The organism is Glaciecola sp. MF2-115 (assembly GCF_047250385.1).
Taxonomy (GTDB): Bacteria; Pseudomonadota; Gammaproteobacteria; order Enterobacterales; family Alteromonadaceae; genus Glaciecola.
Genome location: NZ_JBLBVM010000050.1, coordinates 63,236 through 87,544 on the forward strand (window position 1 = coordinate 63,236; position 24,309 = coordinate 87,544).

15 protein-coding genes are annotated in these 24,309 nt (G+C 41.1%); 10 read left to right on the plus strand and 5 right to left on the minus strand.

Annotated features, from left to right (window positions below; translation table 11 throughout):
- Window positions 1-157 precede the first annotated feature (157 nt).
- The 4 genes from ACKLNX_RS09095 to ACKLNX_RS09110 all read left to right on the plus strand — a co-directional run bounded on the left by ACKLNX_RS09095 (window position 158) and on the right by ACKLNX_RS09110 (window position 4,672).
- Complete coding sequence (locus tag ACKLNX_RS09095; protein WP_412972117.1) at window positions 158-1,021, plus strand: YicC/YloC family endoribonuclease; 864 nt, start codon at window positions 158-160, stop codon at window positions 1,019-1,021.
- A 205-nt stretch (window positions 1,022-1,226) separates the two neighbouring features.
- A complete protein-coding gene (locus ACKLNX_RS09100; protein WP_412972181.1) occupies window positions 1,227-2,540 on the plus strand; it encodes an ATP-binding protein in 1,314 nt (437 codons plus the stop codon).
- 1,036 nt (window positions 2,541-3,576) lie between these two features.
- A complete protein-coding gene (locus ACKLNX_RS09105) occupies window positions 3,577-4,254 on the plus strand; it encodes a hypothetical protein (protein WP_412972118.1) in 678 nt (225 codons plus the stop codon).
- 169 nt (window positions 4,255-4,423) lie between these two features.
- A complete protein-coding gene (locus ACKLNX_RS09110; protein WP_412972119.1) occupies window positions 4,424-4,672 on the plus strand; it encodes a hypothetical protein in 249 nt (82 codons plus the stop codon).
- Between the two features lie 139 nt (window positions 4,673-4,811).
- Here the strand turns inward: ACKLNX_RS09110 and ACKLNX_RS09115 are convergent, their stop codons facing one another.
- Window positions 4,812-7,616 carry a DUF3427 domain-containing protein gene (locus tag ACKLNX_RS09115; protein ID WP_412972120.1) on the minus strand — a complete coding sequence of 935 codons (2,805 nt, stop codon included), beginning with the start codon at window positions 7,614-7,616 and terminating at the stop codon, window positions 4,812-4,814.
- A complete protein-coding gene (locus tag ACKLNX_RS09120) occupies window positions 7,616-8,023 on the minus strand; it encodes a (deoxy)nucleoside triphosphate pyrophosphohydrolase (RefSeq protein WP_412972121.1) in 408 nt (135 codons plus the stop codon). Before ACKLNX_RS09120 ends, ACKLNX_RS09115 begins: the two co-directional genes overlap by 1 nt.
- A gap of 233 nt (window positions 8,024-8,256) precedes the next feature.
- On the opposite strand from ACKLNX_RS09120, the gene ACKLNX_RS09125 reads away from it, so the two are divergent.
- Both ACKLNX_RS09125 and ACKLNX_RS09130 read left to right on the plus strand, forming a co-directional pair.
- Complete coding sequence (locus ACKLNX_RS09125) at window positions 8,257-9,231, plus strand: nuclease-related domain-containing protein (protein WP_412972122.1); 975 nt, start codon at window positions 8,257-8,259, stop codon at window positions 9,229-9,231.
- 51 nt (window positions 9,232-9,282) lie between these two features.
- Window positions 9,283-11,472 (plus strand): hypothetical protein, encoded by a 2,190-nt coding sequence (locus ACKLNX_RS09130; protein ID WP_412972123.1) that lies wholly within the window; start codon window positions 9,283-9,285, stop codon window positions 11,470-11,472.
- Between the two features lie 9 nt (window positions 11,473-11,481).
- Here the strand turns inward: ACKLNX_RS09130 and ACKLNX_RS09135 are convergent, their stop codons facing one another.
- Both ACKLNX_RS09135 and ACKLNX_RS09140 read right to left on the minus strand, forming a co-directional pair.
- The gene (locus tag ACKLNX_RS09135; protein ID WP_412972124.1) at window positions 11,482-13,260 is read right to left on the minus strand and encodes a methyltransferase domain-containing protein; all 1,779 of its coding nucleotides are present in this window, start codon (window positions 13,258-13,260) and stop codon (window positions 11,482-11,484) included.
- A gap of 82 nt (window positions 13,261-13,342) precedes the next feature.
- Window positions 13,343-15,427 (minus strand): TonB-dependent receptor plug domain-containing protein, encoded by a 2,085-nt coding sequence (locus tag ACKLNX_RS09140; protein WP_412972125.1) that lies wholly within the window; start codon window positions 15,425-15,427, stop codon window positions 13,343-13,345.
- Between the two features lie 282 nt (window positions 15,428-15,709).
- Here ACKLNX_RS09140 and ACKLNX_RS09145 point away from each other — a divergent pair, with 282 nt between their 5' ends.
- The gene (locus tag ACKLNX_RS09145; RefSeq protein WP_412972126.1) at window positions 15,710-18,013 is read left to right on the plus strand and encodes a TonB-dependent receptor; all 2,304 of its coding nucleotides are present in this window, start codon (window positions 15,710-15,712) and stop codon (window positions 18,011-18,013) included.
- 44 nt (window positions 18,014-18,057) lie between these two features.
- Window positions 18,058-18,738, plus strand: a complete 681-nt coding sequence (locus tag ACKLNX_RS09150) for a Fe2+-dependent dioxygenase (RefSeq protein WP_412972127.1) — start codon at window positions 18,058-18,060, stop codon at window positions 18,736-18,738.
- 152 nt (window positions 18,739-18,890) lie between these two features.
- Here ACKLNX_RS09150 and ACKLNX_RS09155 read toward each other — a convergent pair whose 3' ends face one another.
- Window positions 18,891-22,337, minus strand: a complete 3,447-nt coding sequence (locus ACKLNX_RS09155) for a toll/interleukin-1 receptor domain-containing protein (RefSeq protein ID WP_412972128.1) — start codon at window positions 22,335-22,337, stop codon at window positions 18,891-18,893.
- A 242-nt stretch (window positions 22,338-22,579) separates the two neighbouring features.
- Between ACKLNX_RS09155 and ACKLNX_RS09160 the strand changes: the two genes are divergently transcribed.
- Together ACKLNX_RS09160 and ACKLNX_RS09165 are read left to right on the plus strand one after the other, a co-directional pair.
- Entirely contained in the window at window positions 22,580-23,857 is a 1,278-nt protein-coding gene (locus ACKLNX_RS09160) for an iron-containing alcohol dehydrogenase (protein ID WP_412972129.1), read from the plus strand.
- Window positions 23,838-24,269, plus strand: coding sequence for an acyl-CoA thioesterase (locus ACKLNX_RS09165; RefSeq protein ID WP_412972130.1), 432 nt, complete (start codon window positions 23,838-23,840; stop codon window positions 24,267-24,269). The genes ACKLNX_RS09160 and ACKLNX_RS09165 overlap by 20 nt, the downstream gene beginning before the upstream one ends.
- The last annotated feature ends 40 nt before the right edge of the window (window positions 24,270-24,309 follow it).

Consider the following 24,309-nt stretch of genomic DNA (forward strand, 5'->3'; position numbering starts at 1 on the left):
AATTCATTAAACCCTGCTATAATTGCAGCGCTTGTTGCTGGTTATTGAACGTGAAAAAACACTTATCAACCAGTCTAGCATCCCGATTAATTTATCTTATTTATGCCAACCTAAATCCCAAAAGATATGGTGGCTAAAATGTATTAAAGGAACACCTATGATTTACAGTATGACTGGATTCGCTCGCCGAGAAATAAAAGCCGAATGGGGCAGTGCCGTTTGGGAAATTCGCTCGGTGAACCAACGTTACCTTGAGACATTCTTCAGACTACCAGAGCAATTCAGAAGCCTAGAACCTATTTTGCGCGAACGCTTTCGCAAAGGCCTACAACGCGGAAAAGTAGAATGCGCACTGCGCTTTAGCATGAACGACGCCGATGCTAGCGCCATTAATGTGAACAAAGACATTGCCAAACAAGTTATCGCCGCCGCCGCTTGGGTACAAAAGCAAGGTGACGTAGCACAAACTAATCCGATTGAAATTCTTCGTTGGCCGGGCGTCATTGCCGCACAAGAAGCCGACATGGACGCTATACAAGCCGACATGCTCAAAGCCTTCGACGACACTTTCAAAGACTTCGTCGCAGCCCGCGCAAGTGAAGGCGACAACATGAAAGTGCTTATTCAACAACGTTTGGAAGCGATCCAAGCTGAAGCAAACAAAGTCGCCGAACACATGCCAACGGTAATTGAGTGGCAAAAAGACCGCATTCGCGCCAAGTTCACCGAAGCTCAAATTGAATTGGACGCCACCCGCGTTGAACAAGAGATGGTGCTACTAGCACAAAAGATGGATGTTGCTGAAGAGTTAGATCGTTTGAATTCGCACGTGACAGAAACGATGTCTATTTTGAAGAAAGGTGGCGCGGTAGGTCGTAGACTTGATTTCATGATGCAGGAATTTAATCGTGAGGCGAATACCTTGGGGTCGAAGTCGATTAATTCTGAAGTGACGCAGTCGGCGGTTGAGTTGAAGGTGTTGATTGAGCAGATGAGGGAGCAGATCCAAAACATCGAATAGGTTCTTGGGTAGAAAGTTACCCGTCCAAGAGAGTCTTAGAAGCCCTGTTATTTCGTTTAAAATACAGGGCTGTTTTATACTCAAGTAGAAATAAATTACACTTTAATGCGCATAAAAATGTAAATCAACGCATTTTTATGCGCATAAAAGTGTAAATCAGGTTATAGTATAGGTCGTTAACAATCTAAAATGGCGAGAAATGACAATGCGACGCAACTTACTCAGCGCCCTATTAGCATGGAAAAAACAACCTGTGCGTAAGCCATTATTGATTGATGGCGCAAGGCAAACGGGTAAAACGTATCTGCTGCAAGAATTGTTTGGTAATACCTTTTCTAACATCCTGCGTATCGACTTTCTTGAAAATCCCGCCTACAAAGAAGCGTTCGACGGTTCACTGTCACCTGATGAGCTGTTAATGAACATTGAACTGTTGACCAATCAGGCGTTTAACCCGGAAACCGATCTGCTGATATTAGATGAAATTGGCGAATGTGAACGTGCCGTTACCTCACTAAAGTATTTTGCCGAAAAAGCATCGTCCTATTTTGTCACTGCCAGCGGTTCGAATATTGGTTTGCTCAACACCTTCCCTGTGGGCAAGGTTGAACAGTACAATTTACGACCACTGACCTTCCAAGAGTTTATTTACGCATCAAACGAGCAAGCACTGATCAAAGCGTTTGATAGTCAAGCAAGCACGCCTGCGGTTCACACTAAATTGATGGATAAACTAACAGACTACTTTTTTACCGGCGGTATGCCAGAAGCCGTTTCTGCTTGGTATCAGTTTAAGGATTCAAGCATTTTAGAGCGTGTTGAAAAAGTCACCAAAATTCATGCCGATTTAGTTGCAGGTTATCGCCGCGATTTTGGTAAGTACGCGGGCAAGGTCGATGCCACACTGATTGAATCTGTGTTTAATAGCATTCCAGCACAGCTATCACTTGTCAGCGATGACTCCGTTAAACGCTTTAAATTTAAACATGTGCATGAGCGTAAATCTCGTTATAGCGATTTTGAAACCGCTATCCATTGGCTTAACTGCTGCCGCTTAGCCTTGCCAAACTACCCTATTGAAGGATTACCGAAATCTCCGCTGGCGGCCTATAAAAAAGAAAATATGGTTAAACTGTTTCTGTTTGATGTAGGCCTGCTCAATCATATGCTAGGCAGTAGTTATAAAGAGATTAAGCAACAAAACTACGAATACAAAGGCTATGTAGCTGAAAACTTTGTGCAACAAGAGCTCTCTGCCATTGGCGTTGACCCAAGTTATTCGTGGAATGACGCCCGAGCCGAAATCGAATTCATTTTGGCAAGCGATGAAGGCGATATCATCCCTGTTGAAGTAAAAAGTGGTAAACGCACAAGAGCAAAATCGCTGGCATCCTACGTTAAAAAATGCGCACCAAGTAAAAGCTTTAAGTTAACTGGCACACAAGGCTCATCAGCGTTAGAACAAACCAATATCGTGATGCCTTTGTATTTCACGCAGTATTTACCACAGAGATGGTAGAAGCTCATTTTAGCTTAGGCGAGTGCTCTGCTGACTCATTACTATCGCATAGAACAAGTGAAAAAATGGCCAAGCCTAAAAAAACAAAAAGCCGGAACGCCGGCTTTTTGTTTTCTGGTTGCTCAGCTAATTTCCATGCTGATCATATTCCGTTAACATTAATGTACTTCAGTACGCTAATGTATGAGCCCTTCTAAAGGGCAGGATTTCCCGATTAAACGGGTTTATGTGCCTTATTTTGGCGACCGCCTTTTATGTCAGCTATTCTCTTGCGGTTTACAGCTAACTCTAATGTCATCGCTTTCATTTGGACGGTTCAAAGGATAAACGACGATGACATTTAGTTACTCTTTACAAGTGATTCGTGAGTCATAATAAGTGATTCGTTTCACTACAAGCAACATCAGTCATGAGTAAAGAATAGCCTATATATTTTGTTTTGGTAGGTGAATAAAGGAGTTTCTTTGCAACAAATATGACTAAAAAATGACTGTTTATTACTAAAAAATCTTGCGAAAGGTGTTGCTTATTTTTTAGGCGTTGTGGGGGTGGGGTTTAGTGTTGTGAATCATAGTGACTGAGGGTAAGAGCAATGAACGACTTTGAAGGCGACTACACTCAGGTGCTCATTGAGTAGATGATGGATCAGATAAAGAATGTAGCTAATTTGGTTATGGAATTCGATGGTAGAAAATGCTGGAATTTGCATTATAAGTCGAACACCACCAAACAGCTAATCTTTTACCATATACCAACCATCAGGGCTGTTAGAACTGCCAGGCTTCCTATACTATATAAACTGCTTTGGCTTATATTTATGCCAAGCTATATTTAGATAGAATAGGAAGGTTCTTTTATGACTAACTGTCCATATTGCAATGAAAAGTTTTCCACCTTTGAACGAGTATTTTCTCCAGAAATATGCAGAAAATGTTTTCATGCCAACAAGCATTAGGAAGCATTACCTATTGAATCAACCACACACGTTACAAACACACAAAGTAACGAAGTAGCATTTAAAAAATCTATAAAGGAAATGGAGCTTCTCGAGTTTACCAATTATTATTTATCAACTTTGAAAACTAACCTTTCAGATTTTTCTATATTTTTTAATGTTATTGGCTTTATCCTCTTTATACAGGCTTTGATTGGAATCGGTACTTTATTTGTACTATTTACCGAATTCAAAATTACTACTTTTTTTTCTACCGCAACTTTAATCTTCAATCTTGTGCTAATAGTTTGGTTTGCTAAATTAATGGGCAATTTTATTAAATTACAGACAGATAAAACTGAGCACGATTTTGCAAATAAACTAAAATTTCAATCTGAGGCAATAAAAATGGGACAAGATATTTTAGAAGAAGCTCGTGATAAAAAGAATAATAACATTGTAGTAAATGGTGGCAATGCTGTGTTTGCGTTCGACAATAGCTCTATTGACGGTGTAAAACAAACAACAAAAGTAGAAGGTAATAGTGAATTAGTTCGCTCATTAGCACTGCTAGTAAATTACTGTGAGAAAAAGGCTGATGATGTCGCTTTAGAAAAAGCCAAACTCTTAGCAACTGAGGCGACAAAAAGTCAACCTGACAAAGGTCGTTTGATTGATTTATGGACAGGTATTGTTAGTGCAGTTCCTGAAGTTAGTGGCATTGTGGAAATAGCGAAAGACATTAAAGGTTTGTTTAGAACACTTATTAGGAGTATTTAAAATTGGTTACAGACTCTCTGATAACGGAACAAAAAAGATAGCTCTAGCCTTACAGATTTAGCTACATGGATGGTCTAATAGGGTTGACGAAAAAACAAGTTTAGAACGCGAGGATACTGGATGAGCCAATCCTTCAAGGTAGACTTAAGCAAACAAGAAAAGCGATACATTGGCAAACATTCTATACCTCGACAACCCTGTTGTCAGGATTGCAGATTTAGAAAAATCATTTGATATTCCAGAAGGACTTTTTAAGCTCATTACGTGTTATAAGTATCGAAAAATTGTGTTTAATCGGCTGAAACTAGATCTGATTGAACTAGGGATGGCCACCAATGAAACTAATACCTTGTTAGGCTTGTCTGCGAGTAACATATACCAATCCAAAATAGCTGAGGATGCTTCTCTAAAGCGTTAAAAAGGCTTCTATTTTCTGTCTTCTGCTAACATTCGACAGAAAGTTGCCGGGTTAGCAAATAAGGCTTATGAAAACGAACCCGCCATCCTAACTGCATAGATTTAGTTAAGGGATTATAGTTAATCAATTACGTATTAATCTAAACCTTATTCACAAGATGTTGATATAACTTTTGCGGCACCGGCTGATCTAATTCAAAGTCAATAGACACAGCCTTTTGGCCTCCAACCATTGTCTCTTTTTCACTGCCTTTTATGGCTGACATTTCACCTATGTAGTACCTTGCTGAGCCTTCCGACGCAGCTTCTTTGCGGATAAAAAGTGGGACTCTTAGATTATTTACGTTTTGGTTAAGTAGCGCACGTACCTCCGGACTATTCAATGAACGTTTATTTTTCGTCGTCCAATGAAAGCGTGAACGACTGAGAAAAACATCATGGTATTGCGTTGACGCTGAAATACTTTCGTCTTTATTGTAATTGACGAAAATAGCACAATCATTTGTTTCTCGATTGTAACTGTAACCCCCAATGTTTTGCGGATTCGGATTTTTAGACCATCCTAAAATACGAAATGTTTCTTTGTAAGTATATTTCGCCCCCACTACAAACCCGTCATTAAATCGCCCTATTGATTGGCGCACCTCAAACTCGCTTAGCGCATTCTCGATTGCATCATTCAGCAGTGCTTTTTGTGTAACGTCAAATTTATCGATGTCTCTACCTAAGCTATTACTATCTAAATCAACGACCTGGAACTCTGAATATCCATTAGGCTGACCAAATTCAAGATTTAAAACACGTAAGCAGTCTTTGAAGTTTTTTTCGGAAGTGGCAATGCCAAATTGTTGATTGCAGGCTTGTTTGAACGTCTCATATCTCAATGTCTTACCCTGTATTAACAATTTCAACGCTATCGGTTCGAATGCTTGAACTCCATCTAAAGCCTCTTTTACTAACAACCCAAGCAGCGGAAATTCCCCCAAATGGTTATGGGAATACTCTTTGTCATATTTAAGTGCAAAGTCATGTAGAGAGTTTATTTTTGATTGCCTACAAAACATTAAAGGTGATAGATCTCCGTGCTTACGAAGAGCCATTAAAGTGGGTGTTTTACCCGTTTTCGCTTTTACGAGTGCATATTCTGTTTTCAGTTCTCGGATACCAATTTTTGGCGAGGTTTGAATAGCTTTAAAAATACGTTCTTTCGCTATACGGTCAAAAGATATTGTACTCTCCCCGGGCAAAAGCGTTTCTTCGCTGCGCAACAAGCGTCTTAACGTATCTTTGTTGCGACTACGATCGCCATAGAGCGCAATCGGAATTAAAAAATTATTATCGTAATTACCAACAATATCAATTACCGTTAGATATTCTTTATTATCGGCTTTGCGCAAGCCTCGTCCGAGTTGCTGTACAAATATTATTGCTGACTGAGTGGGCCTTGCCATGACAATTTGATTTATGCTTGGGATATCAATCCCTTCATTGAAAATATCAACAGTAATAATATATTGTAGTTCGCCGTTCTCTAATTTCTTTATCGCTTGCTGCTTTTCAACTTCAGAGTTATTTCCACTTAAAGCGACCGCGGAAAGCCCTTTACTAATCAAATACTCAGCAAAGCGGTTTGCCTCCTCGACTCGTGACAAAAAGCACAATGCCTTAATAGGCGTACTATCTGCACCTAGCTTTTCAGATTGGGTAAGTATGTGCTCAAAACGCTGATCTCGTGTTAATTGAGCAAGAGATAAATCGTCACTTTCAACGTGACTAAGATCTGCTATACCAAAATAATGGAACGGGCAAAGAATATCGGTTTCTAAAGCGTCTTGTAACCGAATATCGCAAACGATGTTGTTATCAAATATTGAGAAAATATCTTGCGAATCACTGCGCTCAGGCGTTGCAGTCATACCCAATAAAAACTTAGGCTCAAAATGTTCAATGATGCGTTGATATGAAGCTGCTGATGCTCTATGTGTTTCATCTATCACGATGTAGTCAAACTGTCTTGAGTCAAGACGTTTGAGGTTTTCAGGACGGGCAATTGTTTGTACCGTACCGAATAAAAAATCAGCCCCCCATTCGTTGGCTTTTCCTCCAACCAGCCCAAACGAATACTCATCTTTTAATATTGTTTGATAAGTTTGCATCGATTTCGAGGCGATATTTGTTCGGTGTACTAAGAAGAGCGCCGATTTTGCTTTTGTTTGCCTGACGTCAAAAGCCGATAATACTGTTTTTCCTGTCCCTGTAGCGGACACCACTAATCCACGTTTTTTTCCTGAGAGTCGAGACTTTCGCAAATTTTCGAGGGCAAGCTCTTGTAACTCATTAGGTGTAAATGATTCTAATTGAAAAACATTTTTTGGATTTCTAGCTTGATGCTTATCATATTGCTTTTGATATTGCTCTAGCACTTTCCCATCAACAACGACTGAGTTAGACCAAATCTGTTCAAACTGAAACTTTGCTTGTCTAATTCTTTCTGCACCTTTTGAGTATAGAAAGTTTATTTCTTCATTACTTGATAACGCACTTTGAGTAAGGTTAGAACTGCCAACCATGACTTTGCTGTTATCACCTTTATTAAATATATACAGCTTTCCATGATATTGCTTACCTTGTAGCAAGCGGACTTCTACTCCCGGTATTTTTCGCAGTGAGTCTAAGGCTTCAGGCTGGGTAAAATTAAGGTAGTCGGAAGCAACAATACGAACTTTACAGCCACGCTCACCAAATTCCTCAAGCGCTTGGTACAAAGACATAACGCCCGATTTAGTGATGAAAGCAATGGCAGTATCAAAGCTATCAGCTTCAAGCAACGCATGCTTTATTTCCGTCAAGACTCGCTTCCGCGGATTTACGCTGTTTGTTACAAACTTATCTTCATAAACGGGATCAAGAGCGAATTGATATTGCTTGCGGGATTCTTGTACCATTAATTCTGTTGCTCTTTTTGAGCATTTTCTACTAAATAGTCAACGGCAGGTAGATCTGCTGGTAACCATTCTAATTCTTTCAAACTTAAAACAGAAAGGCTTACTACCTCTAAATGCTCTGTGAGCTTTTGGATAGGAGTTGCACTAGTGCAAGCGTAGAAGTGTAGTCTTATTGAGAAGTCTGGGTACTCATATTCAGCTGAAATTAAATGATCACCTACAACAATATCGGTATGTAATTCTTCTTTTATTTCTCGTTTGAGTGCTTGGCGATGATCTTCATTAGTTTCGACTTTCCCACCAGGGAACTCGTACTTATAAGATAAGTAATCGAATTTAGTTTTGCCTTTTTTAAAGCAAAGTATTAGTCCATTTTTTTCAATAACCGCAGCGACAACCTCAATCATGCTTAGATTCTTCCTTATCATTGGGGCATTTAGCGTAATGTTTTTCATCCATTCCCGCAATTAAACTTTTACTTAGTTTGAAAACAGTTCACGTAAAATTATGCTTATTAGTAACAAGTTATAAATCAGGCTGTTGCTTAGGAAAATAAAATAAGTAAATTGAATTAATCAAAAAAAATTATTCAAAGCTAATTCGGCTTTCCAATGAACCGAATTATCACAAGGACGTCCCCATGCTAAATAATTACAAAGTAAGAAAACAAGCCGGAGATAAGCAAGAATCAGAAGTAGCCTACCAACTAGATAGATTGCTAAAAAGAAAAAAATGCAAAATAATTCACGACTTACGACTAACAGACGGTGAATATAATGCACAGATCGATCATCTTATTATTCACAAATACGGCTTTATCATTATTGAATCAAAAAGCATTAAGGGCTCGGTCACTGTCAATAATCAATGTGAATGGTCAAGAAGCATAGGTAACAGATGGGAGGGAATGCCGTCACCAATAAAGCAAGTGGAAATGCAGTATAAATTGCTTAATGGCATTCTTGATGAATCGGCACCTCAACTCGTTGGTAAGATTCTTGGTATTCAAAAACAATTTGGAGGAAGAGTAAACGATATAGTTATCGCCATTTCGAGCAATGCCATCTTCAATAGAATAGAAGCGCCTGATGATATTTCTAAGCTAGTGTTAAAGACCGAATTTGTGGCTGATCATGTTGTAGCGCTAATGGATAAATGCGGAGGACTGCTTTCTTCAGATCCATGGTTTTCTAAAGAGGAGCTGCTAAATATCTATGAACACCTAACGAACATAAATAACGTGAGTGTCAAAAGGCTTAAAAGTAGCAACCAAACCGATGCTACGACAGCATTGGAGTTATCAAGGATTAAAGAAAACCAACCCGTTGTATGGCATAAAGTCAAAATTTCAAACCTGAATTCCATTAAGAATATGCAAGCATTAATAAATTGTAAAAGCTGTTCATCTAGTGAGAATTTAAGAGGCGCTTACGGTAAATTTGGTTACTACGTTCAGTGTGATTGCGGTACGAATACGTCTATGAAATTGGAGTGTATTTCATGTGGTGCACCAAAGAGTAGAGTTAAGATAAAGAAAAAGGGAACAGCTTACTCGGGTGTCTGTAATGCTTGCGCAAGTGAATTCACGATAGGCAGTTTTAAGCCAATTCAATGATTAATTGTAACTAAACTAAAATGCCGATACTAAGCATTAAACGAAAAACTTTTGACTGATAAAATAACTTACTTTGACTTAAAGCATGCGACCTTAATCAAAAATGGTCATAGTCATGATGAAGCCTCATTAGAAGCTATTGATGCATACCTTGCCGGGAAACCATTAAGATCAAAAAAGCACGATAAAGCTAGCAAAAATGAGCTATTTTGGTCATCTCAATTTTTATGGGATTTAAGTAACGAGGTTTTTAGTTCATATTCTTTCGCTCTTGCTTTATCTCGGTACTTCAGACAGAGCTCCACTTCTAACTTTGTTTTAATAGAGCACATTGCCAAAAGCTCATCATCATCTCTTTGTAAGAGTATTCGTCTTTCTGAAATTGTTCTAACACCGGATAGCGAAAAGTGGTTAGAAATAAGAAAATTGGCAGATAGCGTGCCTGGTGAACTAACTGAGTTAGTTAAAATTTGTGAAGCGTTTCAAGTTGCCCACCAGCAAAGATTAGATTTACTAGCAAAATATCAAGAACCATTTAAAGATTTAACGATATTTGAATTATTAAGTTATTCAAGCCTGCATGCTTTCAAAGGGTTTGTTGAACCATTTTATTCACTAGATGGGGAAGTGTTGTCCGCAAACAATAAGCTAAATTCGCTAACAAATATACTTGAATGGAAGCTAAGCATCTCTGAACCATCGTCATTCAATATAACTGAAATGACCATTGGCAAATCACTCAAAGCACACCTTTCACCAATAGTATTTCCATCAAACGAAGATTCAAGAATACCAGATACTCTTTTACATCAATTCACTAAATTAGTGCAGGCTCAAGTTGAAGTTGACGAGTTTTTATCAAGAAGTGTTGTGCCTTTTTGTTTCAATGATGAGAACAATTATTTTTTAAATGGGGCTAGACTTGCATCTAAGTCTTTGAACAACTCTAGTAGCTCCTCGTGGACACTAAATGGCAAAAAAATTGCTTTTTTAGACGGTTATTGGTTTAACCGAGGAATCTATGAATTCGCAAACCTGAGAATGGCAGAAAAGCAAATTGGTTCAAAGGCCAATCATCAAGCAAATCAAATTGCTTATATCAAAGCACTAAGCTCATCATTACAACTAAAAAGCATATATGGAATAGGTGAGACTATATCAACTGAAAATGGATTGGATGTTGATATTTTTCTGGCATTGTTATCCCTAGAGCTAATGATAGCTTTCTACAATCAAGAGTATATCAAGGTGTTTTTTAGTGAGTATCAAAATACAAAACACTGGCAATATGCTTTGGGTATGCTAGCAATGAGAGGCTTCCTAGACAATAGGAATAATGATTCTCAGAACAGGCTTCCCCTCACTTGGCTTGATTGGAAGCAAAAAGCCAAAAACATTGTTGGTTGGACAGTCTCAGATACTTTTCCAAATGGAAACTTAAAAGCAGCAGAAGCAATTTTGGATTTTTGGTCACTAGACTTTAAAAAATGGAGTATTGCGTTAAAGAACAATAATACTCATAGATTCCCAAAATTAACCGAGCGACCTATTTTCAAGTTAGGTAAATACAGCGTTCAACTGCCATGGATGATGGCGACTCAATTGACAGGCGTTAATACAATAAATAACCTTAGACGCTTTGCTAACGAGCGCTCTGAAATAAAAAGTGAAACAACCAGAATTGAAGAAAGGCTAGGTGAGTCCTTTAAAAAACGGGGATTTAAGGTTCTAACGAGCTATGAGCCTTCGAATTATGCTAATGCCGGTGAAATTGACCTGATATGTAAATTAGATGACGTAGTTCTGGTTATTGAAGTGAAGTCTACCTATCGACGAAACAGCGTAAGAGAAGCCTTACAGTATAAAAATAACGCCCTACGCAAGGCTGGTTTACAGATAAAACGAAAAACTGAAGCGATTGCTGATCTATTGGAAACAAACGAACAATTCAGGTCTTTGCTTGACATTAGAAACGCTTCACACTGCAAATTGATTGGCTGGATAGCTGACACCAGCCTAGAGTTTGATCATGAGTATTTTAGTGGTTTTTTAAAGCTTTCGATTGAAGAACTGCATATTGCTCTAAATGATGATGCTGAACTTCTCATAGATATAGAAAAAATAGGTCTGGAAGATAAATTTAAAGGAAATGTTGCTTCACTGTATGAAAATGGGTTTAGTGCGGAATCATTCGTTAATGCTATTGAGCAATCAAAAATATGGAAAAGTGCAAATCTTTGAATGCTTACATTACCACTCTCTAAGCTGCTGCAAATCCCTCAATCGCCCTCGCTGCAAACCAAGCGCCTCAAACACATCATCAATTGATTGATTGTCATGCGATAATCCCGGCAATGCCAAGTTTGCTTCTGCAAAAAAGCGTTGCTTCTCTTTACTCTCATTGTCATTCAACCAAGCCATCATCCACCATTCTTGCATACGCGATTTAGATTGCTTTAACGTTTGCGCAGATGGCAATTTGTCTCGTTTTTCATTATTCACTTTTATATCACTTGGTAATAAATTCCAAAGGTCGTTGTTGGGCCATCTTGAAAACGGCATACCGTGGTCAATGTCGTACTTTTTCCTAAGAGATTTTGCTGACCAAACACATTGCATTGAATGTGCGCCTATCAACTGATCGAAACGATCTCTAACGTGTTGCGTACTTCTTTTAGGGGCTTCCCAATCCAGTGCAGCCAGCATAGTTAGCTTGTTCTGACTATTCGAGTAATTTTGGTTGCCTTTGTAGCTTTCCATCGTTTTAGCCCATTCGCTAACTAATACGGGCTCAATCCAACAAGCATAACGAGTCATTGCCAACCATGTAGATTCTGGTACTGAAAGCTCACCCCACTTCTTCAATGACTGTAAATCCAAAAATAAGCTTTGTTTTGCCCTCACAGTTTTTATACTGGCTTCAAAAACCTGTTTATCAGTATTTGGCAAAGTTATATATTTACAGGGCATTTTTAGAATATTTTGAGCGCACTGTGAAATTGTTCGGTGAAGGGCAATGGCATCATCACCAACAAATAAATTTCCGACTCTAAAATCTGACGAACGATACTTCTTTAGGCAGTGCCAACCATCTTGCTTCATGAAACCCATATTTGGACTAGAGGCTGGGGTTTGAAATAAACCATGCTGGTCAATTAAATCCTTGTATTGATGTATCCAATATAATGCGACTAAACCAATAGGCAATATTACCCTTTCGCCCGATAGTGTTTTTTCTCGCCTTAAAACCGCTCCTGCGTGGCCATCCGCTATTCGAAGCAGAACTCGCAACAGCCCAAGTTTATGTGTTGCAGACTTTCCGTCATTAAGTGCTACGTGACGTATAAGAGGAAATGAACCAGTTCCATCGTCAGGAAATTTAAGCACCAACGTTTCCCAAAACACTCCCTCACGATTCAAGGCATCTTGCGAAGTCTGCGGCATAAGCTCACAAACAAGCCCAAGCTCCAATGCAAAACGCTCGATTTCGCCAACACTCACATCGTACATCGCCCTCTCTTGCTGCTCTTGCTTGCTCATACCTTGTTTCAAGGTCATCACAATAATGCCGCCCGGCTTTAACAAATTAGTTAACTTTCTTAAAGCTCGCTCACGCTGGCTAACTGGAATATGCATCCACACGGCACATAATAGAATCAAATCGAAGCTAACTTCCAAGCTATGAGTTTTTTGGAGGGCTGGAAGCGAGTCGTTAATCCATTTTATATTTTGATCTTTCGTATGTTGCTGCCCCACTTCTCGCAACTTTTCCGTGGGCTCTATAGCGACAAAATTACCAAGCTTGCTTTCTTCTCCCAAACAAGAGGATGCATAAGAGTATAGGTGCGATATGTCTCTACCTGAACCCGCGCCAACATCTAACACTGATGCATTAGATTTATTCAATATTGTAGGTAAAAATTTTGACCACGGCCCATGAACATCGTCAAACGACACCGACAAGTACTGTTGCGAAATTTCAGCAATATGCTCGTTGTAGTACTTTGTTGATGGTGGGTAATCGGTCATAGTCTATTTCTTCAAGTGATTTTGTAGTAATAATAGGTTTCGTACTTCTGTAATGATACTAATATACACAACAAACAAAAACCTACCCCCCAAACCTAACCCTAACCCCACCATTCACAATAAACCCATCATTCCTCGACCAAATATCCGTCGTCCACTGCCCACTCGCAGCCCTATTCGGCAACAACAACGGATGCTCATCAGTCTGCTTAACATCCAACAAGTTTTCCAAATTAATAAAATAGCTGATGCGTCCAATCGTAATCTCGCCCATCAAACCAAGATGCCAGTAGGGGTTCGAACGTTCAACATAAGGGTTATTGTTGAGTCTTTGTGTGCCTGTGTAATACGCTTCAAAACCGGCTCTGAAGTTACCATGCTGCTCCCACATTGCGACAAAGCCAGCGGAGTGTTTCGGGGTGAGTGCAATTTCTCGCTTGCCCGCTTCTAATGGCGATTCTTCTGTGGCATCCAAATATAAATAACTGGCCGTGAGCTTTACATCGCGCCAGTAATAGCGCAAAAGGATCTCTGAACCGCGAATGTTGCTAGCGCCTTCTGAGTTGACCAACCTGACTCTATCTAAGTTGCCGTCGTTGTTCGATGCAAAGGCTTCTAGTTCGGTCACGTTGTCGACCTTCGAGCCAAACAGGGTAAGGCTGGTTTCAATATTGTCGAAGGTGTAGGTGAAATCCAGTGAGGCTGTTTCTGCCTGTTCTTCTTGCAAGTTCTGAATCGATTCAAGCCTTGATAAACCAGCGGCTTCGATGTCTTCAACAAAAGGCGTGGGCGCGAAAAAGCCATGTGCGTACGAGCCACGAACGGTTAAACCACCAGGGCGATACAATACCGACACGCGTGGGCTAAACTGCGTGCCAAATTCGTTATGACTGTCTAAACGTGCGCTATACGAGGTCGTGATTTCGTCGGTGAGGGTGTAATCTAGTTGTGCAAAAAGCCCTGGTACTTCATAACTGTAATCGAAGCTTGGGTAGGTATCTGATTCGTACACATCCGATTGGTAGGCTAGGCCCATCACCCAATCAGTCTTATCGCTGTAGCCTGAAACACTGGTTTCAAGCAGATAGCTTTCATGCTGATCATCTTCCGCTATATCGCCATAGCTGTGTTGATGCTCTTGCAACATCATCGATGCGCGGGTGCTAAAGGTCATGTTATCAAAGACAGGCTTTTTGAACACAAAACCGCTGTCAACGCGCTGTGAATCTTGTGCGTTTACGAATGGGTTTCCGTCAGCCACGGTGCGACCCGGCAGTGTGCCGCCAGTGCGGTTCTCACGCATGAACCCAGCGGTTGCATACATCGTTTCTCCGTTTTCACCTTCCCAAAATAAACGTGGGCGAGCGGTGTATCGTTCGTATCCTGCTAAGTCAATCCATCCGTCGTTATCTATGTCTTCGGTTTTTTGATGGTGAGCACCTGCGGTAATCGAACCTTTTAAGTTACTGCTAAGTGGAGCTTCAACATAAGTCGTGAGATCCTGCCCATTGCGCGTGGTGAAATTCACTAGGGCTTCACCTTGGAATTTATCACTCGGCGCCCTCGACACAAGGTTGATCACTCCACCCAGCGCTGAGCCACCGTAAAGCGATGACGCTGAACCCTTTATTATTTCGACACGCCCAAGATCGGTAGGTGGAATTTGTAGCAAACCGATTGAACCCGCTTGATTACCATAAAGCGGCAAACCATCTGACAGTAATTGTGTGTATCGTCCAAACATGCCTTGAAGGCGAATGTTTGCACTGCCTAGTGCGGGAGAGGTTGTTTGCACTCGCACGCCGCCCGTTTCTGCCACCAGCATGGAAATATTTCCGGGCCTCATAGCTGCTTTTTCTTCTATTTCTTCTCGGTTAATCAGTTCAACGCGAATAGGCTGCTCGTCGGCGATACGTCCTGAGCGTGTTGCCTGTACTACTATTTTTTCTACTTGGTCGTCGTGATGATGTTCGTCTTCGTGTTCGTCGTTGTGGTCGCCTTTGTGTTCGTCCTTGTGCCCCTCTTTGTGCTCGTCTTTGTGCCCGTTTTTGTTCTCGGCGCTAGTCACGGTAGAAGTGCCGTTACTTGTCGCTGCTGAGCTCTCGACGCTGAAAGCAACAAAGCTAAGACTGATAAACATTAAAGTTGAGGATAATAAATAAGGCATATTTGATTTCTTATAAAACTGAAGAATGAGAAGGATTAGCTGAAGTATAAAGCTTAACGTAACTCTAAGGTCAAGACGAGTGTTAGCGAAATAAACAAATCTACAACTTACTCGCAAACATTATCAGGCAATCAAAGCAAATATAAATGTAATAACTGAAACCTCCCCTCCCACCAATCTAATTGAGAATCATTATCATTTGTATTTACAAATCAAAATAAAGTCTTTATCATCCCCAAACTTCACCACTTAACAATAATCAAAAAAGGAAAAGTGCTTACTATGTCTACTCCTCACAACAAGGCTTCAAGCCTTGGTTCTCATGCTTTACTCACCACCTTAGCTCTCACCATGGGCCAGGCTTATGCTGCTGACGCTCCGGAAAATTGCGATACAGCCGACAAAGAATGTGACACTCAAGTCATCGAGTTAATTAAAGTGCACGGTGTTCGCTACTCCATCTATGATGTGAAAAAATCTGGCGATGTACGCCGACTCGCTGATCTTGTCGATACGCCACAAACCATCACAGTATTAACCAAAGACCAAATTGAAGAGTCGGGTAAAACCGATTTAAAAGAAATTTTAGCGGCGCAAGCTGGTGTGACTTTGGGAACAGGTGAGAATGGAAACGCCTTTGGCGACCGCTACATTATACGTGGTCACGAAGCCCGCTCAGATGTGTTTGTTGATGGTTTGCGTGATCCAGGCATGACCACTCGTGAAAGCTTCGCTACTGAACAAGTTGAAATTACGAAAGGCCCAAGCTCTACTTTCGCTGGCCGTGGTTCGTCCGGTGGTGCCGTGAATAGCATCACTAAAAAAGCCTCAACCGCTTATGATTTTGGGCGCGTTGATGCAAGCATAGGCACGGATAATCATCACCGACTGGTACTCGACTACAACACACCATTAACCGAAAACTTTGCTACTCGCATCAATGTACTTAGCACTGAAGAAGATGCGCCAAACCGTGATGGTATTAGCCGCAGCAGACAAGGCCTTCTATTATCCGGCTTGTATGACAATATTGATGACCTGCGTGTATACACCGATTTTTACTATTTAAAAGCTGAAGACACGCCTGATTTAGGTAGCTATTTTGATAGCGCATCTCGAAAGCCCGTGAAGGACATTCCTGTTTACGCGCAAGACGAGGACTTCTTAGATTCCGACGTAGTTGCCCTTACTCTTCGAACCGAATATGACATTAGCGATTCGCTTAAATTCTTCAATTCAACGCGATATGGGGAAACCAGTAACGGCTATCTATCGACAGGCGCGAGAGGAACCGTTCGGGCCGATGAAGACCCATTCGCACCGGGTGCTGACACTATCTCCTTGAGCACTCATCAGGGTTGGCAAGAAGTTGAATACTTCGCCACGCAGTTCAACTTAATTTGGGAAGTCAGCACGGGTAGCATTGACCATAAGCTTCTTTTCGGTCTCGAATTTACCGATGAAGAGGTAGATAACGGCGTTTACAACATCGCATATAACAACGATACAAACTGTTTTACTTCCGGCAGACGAGGCGTAAGTCCAGCTTACTGTCTTATAAATGCGCAGGGCGAGGTGTATCAGAATGCCAGCAACATCATTGGGCGAACATTTGAGAAAGGTGACTCGGATGCTTTATTCTCAGCGCAAACGCTTGCAGCCTATGTGATGGATACAGCTACAATCAATGATCATTGGCAGGTATTTTTTGGCCTTCGCCAAGACACTATCGATTACAGCAATGACGTTGTCAGCAGAGGAAGCGAGCTCGACTATGCTTACAAAGATGACTTCTACAATGGCCATCTTGGTGTGGTTTACAGTATCACCGACGACGCCAATGTATACGCTACCTACTCCACAGCAACCAACATCAATGGGGGTGAATCCGATTTAGGTGCGAACTGTGGCTACGGTGGTTTATGTGGCGATCCTGATCAAGCCGCAATGGCCGATCCTGAAACTGTAGAGAACATTGAATTTGGAACGAAATGGTCAGTTTTGGATGAGAAGCTCTTCATTGCCGCAGCGTGGTTTCAACTGACTAAATACGATGTGATGGAAAGTGTGGGTGATGCATATTCAACATTAGGCACATTAAACACAGGCAAAAACCGTGTCGATGGTATAGAGCTAGCTATGAACGGTAATATTACCGAGCAACTCAGCGTGCAAATAAGCGCTGCCAAAATGAACTCTGAGGTATTGGATTCAGTTGAACAAAGCAATGTAGGGCTAGAGTTAAGTAACTTCGCTGGCGACAGTTTGTATATGCAATTACGCTATCAGCTAAACGATAAATTTGCCTTCGGTGGCGACTTTACCCATAAAGGCGAGATGTATGGTGGGCAACCCGACACAGCGGCTTCCTACGATTCAACAAATTCACAATACAGCATTGTTGTGCCAAGCTACAACGTGGTGAATTTATTTGCGAACTATACTGTATCTGAAAGCACTACCCTTCGTTTGAACCTTGGCAATGTGACAGATACAGAGTACTGGACTGCTGCCTATCGCTCGGGAGCCTTTATGTATTTAGGCGACGCGCGTTCTGCTAAGGCGACACTAACTTATGAATTTTAAACTGAATTCGTAATTTTTCATTTCTTAAAAAAGGAGCTATTCAAATGGTCTTGATCGAACAATTGCTAAGTAAACAAGAAGTACGTGAATATCGGCAAACGCTCGATCAAGTCCCTTGGAATGACGGCAAAGGAACTGCCATGGGAATGGCCGCATCGGTAAAGCAAAATGGCCAAGCTGATGCTAATAATGAAGAAGTGATCAACTTAACTAACCGGCTGCTGGCTAAGTTTGGAAATACACCTAAACTTATTTCAGCAGCACTGCCACATCGCATTTTTCCGCCTTGTTTTAATCGTTATTTACAAGGCGAAACCTATGGCTTTCATGTCGATGCCGCCATAATGCGCATGCCAAATAGTAATGAGGTTTTACGCTCAGATATGTCGATGACCACATTTTTGTCCGAAAAGGATGAATATGAAGGTGGTGAACTTGTGATCCAAACAGAATCAGGTGAACAACGCATCAAGCTAAATGCTGGTGATGCTGTGCTTTATCCTTCCAGTACACTGCACCAAGTAACACCTGTCACCAAAGGCATAAGAGTCGCCGCGATTACATGGATGCAAAGCTTAGTGCCCGACGCCCACATGCGCGAAACGCTCTTCTCACTTGACCAAAGCATCCAAGCACTCTTAGCAAATCCAGCTGTCACAAGAGAAGAACTGGACCGCTTGCATCATGTTTATCATAATTTGATACGGCAGCAATCGCAGGTGTAAAGAGAGTATTGGATTTTAAAACACACCTCCAAAAACTCAACACAGCAACAAAAAAGTAAACTAAAATTAACTTTTAAAACCCTACGTCAGTAAAACAAACGCTAGGTAAAGTTGTGAAAAGTATCAGTGTGAATGATTTCAATTCACTTCCTTTACCTAAACTCCGGGCATTCTGATTCTGGCAAAATATGATTTAAACACCCTTCAGCTCGGCTCAGAGGTGAGAACCGATTAAGATTACTCTCTGCTCGTTGAATCCATTTTTGTGGCGAGCCTTTTGGATTATCCCAAACTAAAGTGCCGTTCAATGAACTTGAAATTACAGTGCTACCGTTCTTAGAAAACGCAACACCCGAAACTTGCAATTTATGACCACCATAAGCCGTTATAAAACTGCCTGTTTCAGTGTTGAGCAGAAATATGTTTGAGGGGTTTGGCAAGACTGCGAAGGTTTTACCATCTGCTGATACCCAAGGACGAGGGTTTGAAGAGAGGCCTTCCCATATTAGTTTGGGTTCGCGTGGGTTCTTTACTAACCAGAGTGAACGCTCTCTCATGCCAGAGGCTGAAAACAACAATCCTTTCGAACGGTCTAAAGTAAGCATTGTACCTATGTTCTTTTGTGCCTTATCTTTAGAATAAAGCACCTCCCCCTCTAAGTTGACGGTAATAATGTCTCCTCGTTCTGTTATACCTAGCACCGTCTTATCATCTAAATATACAGCGCTTCTAAATCTTTGTTTTACTATTTCTTTAAGCGGACGAACAGACATTTTGGCTTGCTCTTCTCTGCGCTTACTCAGCTTAGATAGTTTCTCCTCTCTTTCTTCATCTTCCAAGGTATTATCTGACATCAATGCATCATACTCAGATGAATCTAATAGACTGATATAACTTGATAAGTGGACGACAACAGGGCCTTTGTTACTGAGAGATGACACCATTAAATACTCTCCAGACGGAGACCAACTCAAAGACGTAAGCGCTTTACTTCTGCTCTCTACTGGACTCATCGTATCAAGTGAATTTTGAATCAAGTCCCAAACAAATAAATATCCATCTAATGTGCCAATCGCTAACTTTGTAGCATCATCCCGAAGACTATATCCGAAAACTGTTTCTCCAATTAGCATATTCGTATTTTCGGTTTGCGCATCTAAAATACCGGTCAGCGTTGCAACTAACTCACCAGTTTTTGTCGATCTGCGTTCGATAACTCCGATACTAGCCATCACAACAAATATTGCATCGGCTTTGTCCGAAAGTATCAGTAAATCAGGAGATGCGGGCAAATCATCTACGACTTTAAGCACTGATAAATCAGAGTTGTCGAGTATCGAAAGGGCCTTGTTTTCACGGTCCAAAGATACGATTGTGTGTCCGCTGGGGCTACTATAGATTTCTTGTCCTCCAGGCAAGTCGGTACTTAGTTTTGAGTCAATTGGAGCGTCAATTTGGACAATACGGATAATAGACATGTTATCGGCTACCATTAGCGATATATTGTCAGGTCCGAATCGGACGTTACGCCCATCTATTCGACCTTGAGTCATCCGTTTTATATAGCCACTTCTTTCACGTGCATCTGGCAACATAAAATCAATGACTGGCCATAAATCTAAAGTACCCATTAGATTCTGATACTGCCATATCCGAATTTTTCCCATTACGTCCAAGCCCATTAAGGAAGAGCCATCTGGAGAAAATGCGACTTGAGTAACATTATCGTCTAGCCCGTTAAGGATTTGTGGTTCAGAGTCCGATAGCAAATCCATATAGGCAAGGCCACCTCCGTCAACTGAGGATACCATTATCTGATTAGCTTCTGTGTCAAAAGCGATATCAGATATTTTTCCTGCTAGAATAGCATTTCGATAAATGTACTTTCGAGTTTCAAAATTGACTATTTGCAAATAACCATCCTCATAGCCAATTGCTAATTTTGATTTCACCAATGATGTTGCCGTTATATTAGCGTCTCTACCAAAAGAAAAACGTCCTTCGCCCGTGATTAAATCGAACACTAGAACACTTGTATCATTTACTATGGCGACTAGATTCAGCTTATTGTTAACGTAAAGAGTTTTGATTTCATCATGGTCGAAGCTATTTTCCAAGGGTGCACTCAGGCCAACGGTTGCCAATGATTTAGCCGTTTTCAGGTCAAACGTTTCAAGGATGTTATTGGGGTGTAACACATGTTGAAGTGAGCTAGAAGGGTTTGAGTGAGCAAGAAAAGCATCGCTGTCAGGAGCTTGTGTTAGTTTGATTTCGGTTCCGATTTCCGGTGAAGAAATTTTGCGGCTAACGTAATTGCATCCCTCCTTGCAGGGTATCAGTATCAAATCTTGCTCCGGTAAACCACGGAGTATATCGTCTTCATTTTTACTCAAAAGTACAGGTGATTGCTCAAGCCATCGACCCTTTTCTAACTTGTAACGATACAAAGCACCGCTGTCTTCAAAGACTAAATGCTCATTATTATTTGATACAACAACGTTTTGAAATTTATTATGTTCCCATGGGATTTCTTGAACTGTTCTATTGTTTAGTAAGGCAGAGGTCATTGCGAACATTGTTAAGGGAACAACAGGCCGAGATTCCATGTCCTCTGACTTTGGTAAGCCCTGCAGTGAGATCTGTAAAGCTGCTCCTTGCGAATCGGTACCTTTTAGCTTATCCATAGATGCCGTTGCTAAGAATCGACTTTCTGTGGTCTGCGCTGCAATTCGTTGCTCAACTGCTTTTTCTTTTTGAACGTAAGCAAAGATACCAGTTGCCACCGAGGCAATCGTTAACAAAGCTAATCCGGTCAGCCATTTTCGTAAATTTTTTGCCTTCAAACGTGCCTGTTCGAGCTGGTATGCTTTATCCCGCTGCGTCAAATCACCTAATGGCACACCTAAAATCCCCGCAATAATTTTAAGCAGCATTAAATGTATTTGTTGTTGGTAAGAATCTACTTTTTTTGCTATCTCTTTATTATTTAGCTCAGAGTTTTTCTTCAAATATTCACGATAAGCAGCTGGTGTCGTAAAACCTTGCTCTGGCTTGCCGTTATTATTTATTCTAAAGTCTGCGGCGATCGGCTCTGCATACTTCTTGGTGGGGTTTCCATTTTGATCATATTCGAATTGTAACGGAAGTGGAAAACACTCATCTTCTTTGCTAAAACCCAAGCTAGTTTTGCTTTCATCCCAACTGGTATTTGGTTCACCATCAATCATTGCAGCGATAATGCGCTCAGAACCACCTATCTTCTTAAAGTAATCAATTTCATCGGCAACATAAGTGGAAGCAACGGCCCTAGGTGAGCACAGCACTACTAGCAAATTGGTTTGTTCTAAAGCACTTACAATGGAAGTACCTAAATCAGCATGCGCTGGTAACTCTTCTTCGTCACGAAAAATAGGATAAATGCGTTCTGGAATGAGATCGCCACGACCGTTCTTTTGACCAACTAAATCTTTGGGGACTTCGTAAGTCTCAATTGCCTGATGTAACCATGTCGCCCATTGCCTGCCTTGCACTTTGTTATCAGCATGGCGGTAAGAAATGAAAGCATGGTATTTGAATTGCGTTGGATTACTTTCTTCCATGATAAATCGATTTTCCCATTATTTAAGAGTTTTCCAGTCGCTTGATTTAAGCGTTTGATAACTCAGACTATCAGAAGTAAATATCTTTTAAAACATAACGATACTGTATCGCTTTACATCGCTAACCAAAGCATTCAAGCTCTACTAGCAAATTAAACCATCACAAACAAAAAATTGGTCCGCTTGCATTACGTTTGTTACAACTAAATATGTCTACTTTGCCGAGTATAAGAGGAGCGTTTATGACACCTTTCATTTTCTCCAGCACTAAATCAATTATTAGTGAGATAGGTGGCACTGCAAAAATCACGGAACTATGCCGTTCGTTGAACATAACGAGACCTCTTATCATTACCGATAAAGGAATTGTTGAAAATGGTCTGGTCGCGGCCATCACAAACGTGTTCAATGCCACACAAATGCAATATTGGTGTTTTGACAAGGTTGTTGCCGATCCGCCAGAAGCTATTGTTCTTGATGCCGTGGAATATGCAAAACAAGCGAAAGTAGACGGTGTCATTGGCTTAGGTGGAGGAAGTTCACTGGATACCGCAAAACTAGTTGCGTTGTTATCCAACACAGAAGAAAGCCTTGCGGATATTTATGGCGTCGATAAAGTGCAGGGAAAACGACTGCCTTTAATTCTCATTCCAAGTACAGCTGGCACAGGCTCTGAAGTTACGCCAATTGCTATAGTGACCACGGGCGACACTACAAAAGCCGGCATCGTTTCAAAAGAACTTTTACCTGATATTGCCCTACTCGATGCGAGCTTAACCCTTAGCTTGCCAGCACCTATCACCGCCGCCACTGGCATTGATGCGATGGTACATGCCATTGAAGCCTATACCAGTAAAATTAAGAAAAACATGATGTCGGATATGCTGGCAATACATGCCTTGCAATTGCTTTCCCAGAACATTGTCGAGGCGACTGTAAATGGTGATAACCTTGAAGCACGCCAAGCGATGTTGCTAGGTTCCTGCATGGCTGGCCAAGCGTTTGCGAATGCGCCAGTTGCCGCGGTTCATGCCTTAGCCTATCCCTTGGGCGGACAATTTCATATTCCGCATGGCTTAAGCAATGCTTTGGTTTTACCTCATGTCATGAACTTCAATATCAGTCATTGTGCTGATTTATATGCACAGCTCGCTCCTCATATTATGCATAACGACATACCAGATAAGGATGAGGATGCTAAGCTCACTGCAAAACGACTAGTTCGCTATTTACAGAGCTTAATTAAACAACTCAATTTGCCTCAATCATTGGCAGGGCTGGGTATTGAAGAAAAGCACATCAACTCCTTAGCCAACGATGCACTTGAGCAACAGCGCTTACTAGTGAATAACCCGAAACCAGTGTCACTGGATGATGCGAAGCGATTGTATCTCGATGCCCTGATTGGCGAGAATGGTGGCGAGAATAGTGGCGAGATTGGTGACGAGCTCAATAAAAATCCACATAGCGAAGCAAATGAAGAAAAAATTGGAGGTCAAAATGCAGAACCAAATGACTAATTTAAGCCTCAGTGATTTTGCCTACCACCTGCCCATCACCACACGATGGATGGACAACGATATGTATGGCCACGTAAACAATGTGAATTATTACTCTTATTTCGACACGGTTATTAATCAGTTTTTAATAGAGAAAGCGAACTTTGATCCTGTTACGAGCGAGCAAATTGGCTTTATTGTGAAGTCGAACTGTGAGTACCTTCGCCCGGTATCTTATCCTGAAAAACTGACTGGCGGTTTCAAGGTCGAGAGAATAGGAAACAGCTCCGTTGACTATATTGTTGGCATTTTTAATAACGAAGAGAGGCTAAGTGCTATAGGTCAACTAAGGCATGTGTTTGTTGACCGACAATCTCAAAAGCCGATGCCTATTAGAGGTGAACTCCTTGCAGCATTGAAGTCAGCGATGTAGCAAGCGATCATTTAGCATCTTGGTACGGATTCTTGAATAC

Bases quoted from the DNA above. Each gene is read 5' to 3' on its own strand.
- ACKLNX_RS09160 (WP_412972129.1), top strand. From the start codon at position 22,580: ATGACACCTTTCATTTTCTCCAGCACTAAATCAATTATTAGTGAGATA.
- ACKLNX_RS09125 (WP_412972122.1), top strand. From the start codon at position 8,257: ATGCTAAATAATTACAAAGTAAGAAAACAAGCCGGAGATAAGCAAGAA.
- ACKLNX_RS09135 (WP_412972124.1), bottom strand. From the start codon at position 13,260: ATGACCGATTACCCACCATCAACAAAGTACTACAACGAGCATATTGCT.
- ACKLNX_RS09115 (WP_412972120.1), bottom strand. From the start codon at position 7,616: ATGGTACAAGAATCCCGCAAGCAATATCAATTCGCTCTTGATCCCGTT.
- ACKLNX_RS09100 (WP_412972181.1), top strand. From the start codon at position 1,227: ATGCGACGCAACTTACTCAGCGCCCTATTAGCATGGAAAAAACAACCT.
- ACKLNX_RS09150 (WP_412972127.1), top strand. From the start codon at position 18,058: ATGGTCTTGATCGAACAATTGCTAAGTAAACAAGAAGTACGTGAATAT.
- ACKLNX_RS09140 (WP_412972125.1), bottom strand. From the start codon at position 15,427: ATGCCTTATTTATTATCCTCAACTTTAATGTTTATCAGTCTTAGCTTT.
- ACKLNX_RS09120 (WP_412972121.1), bottom strand. From the start codon at position 8,023: ATGATTGAGGTTGTCGCTGCGGTTATTGAAAAAAATGGACTAATACTT.
- ACKLNX_RS09165 (WP_412972130.1), top strand. From the start codon at position 23,838: ATGCAGAACCAAATGACTAATTTAAGCCTCAGTGATTTTGCCTACCAC.
- ACKLNX_RS09095 (WP_412972117.1), top strand. From the start codon at position 158: ATGATTTACAGTATGACTGGATTCGCTCGCCGAGAAATAAAAGCCGAA.
- ACKLNX_RS09105 (WP_412972118.1), top strand. From the start codon at position 3,577: ATGGAGCTTCTCGAGTTTACCAATTATTATTTATCAACTTTGAAAACT.
- ACKLNX_RS09145 (WP_412972126.1), top strand. From the start codon at position 15,710: ATGTCTACTCCTCACAACAAGGCTTCAAGCCTTGGTTCTCATGCTTTA.
- ACKLNX_RS09155 (WP_412972128.1), bottom strand. From the start codon at position 22,337: ATGGAAGAAAGTAATCCAACGCAATTCAAATACCATGCTTTCATTTCT.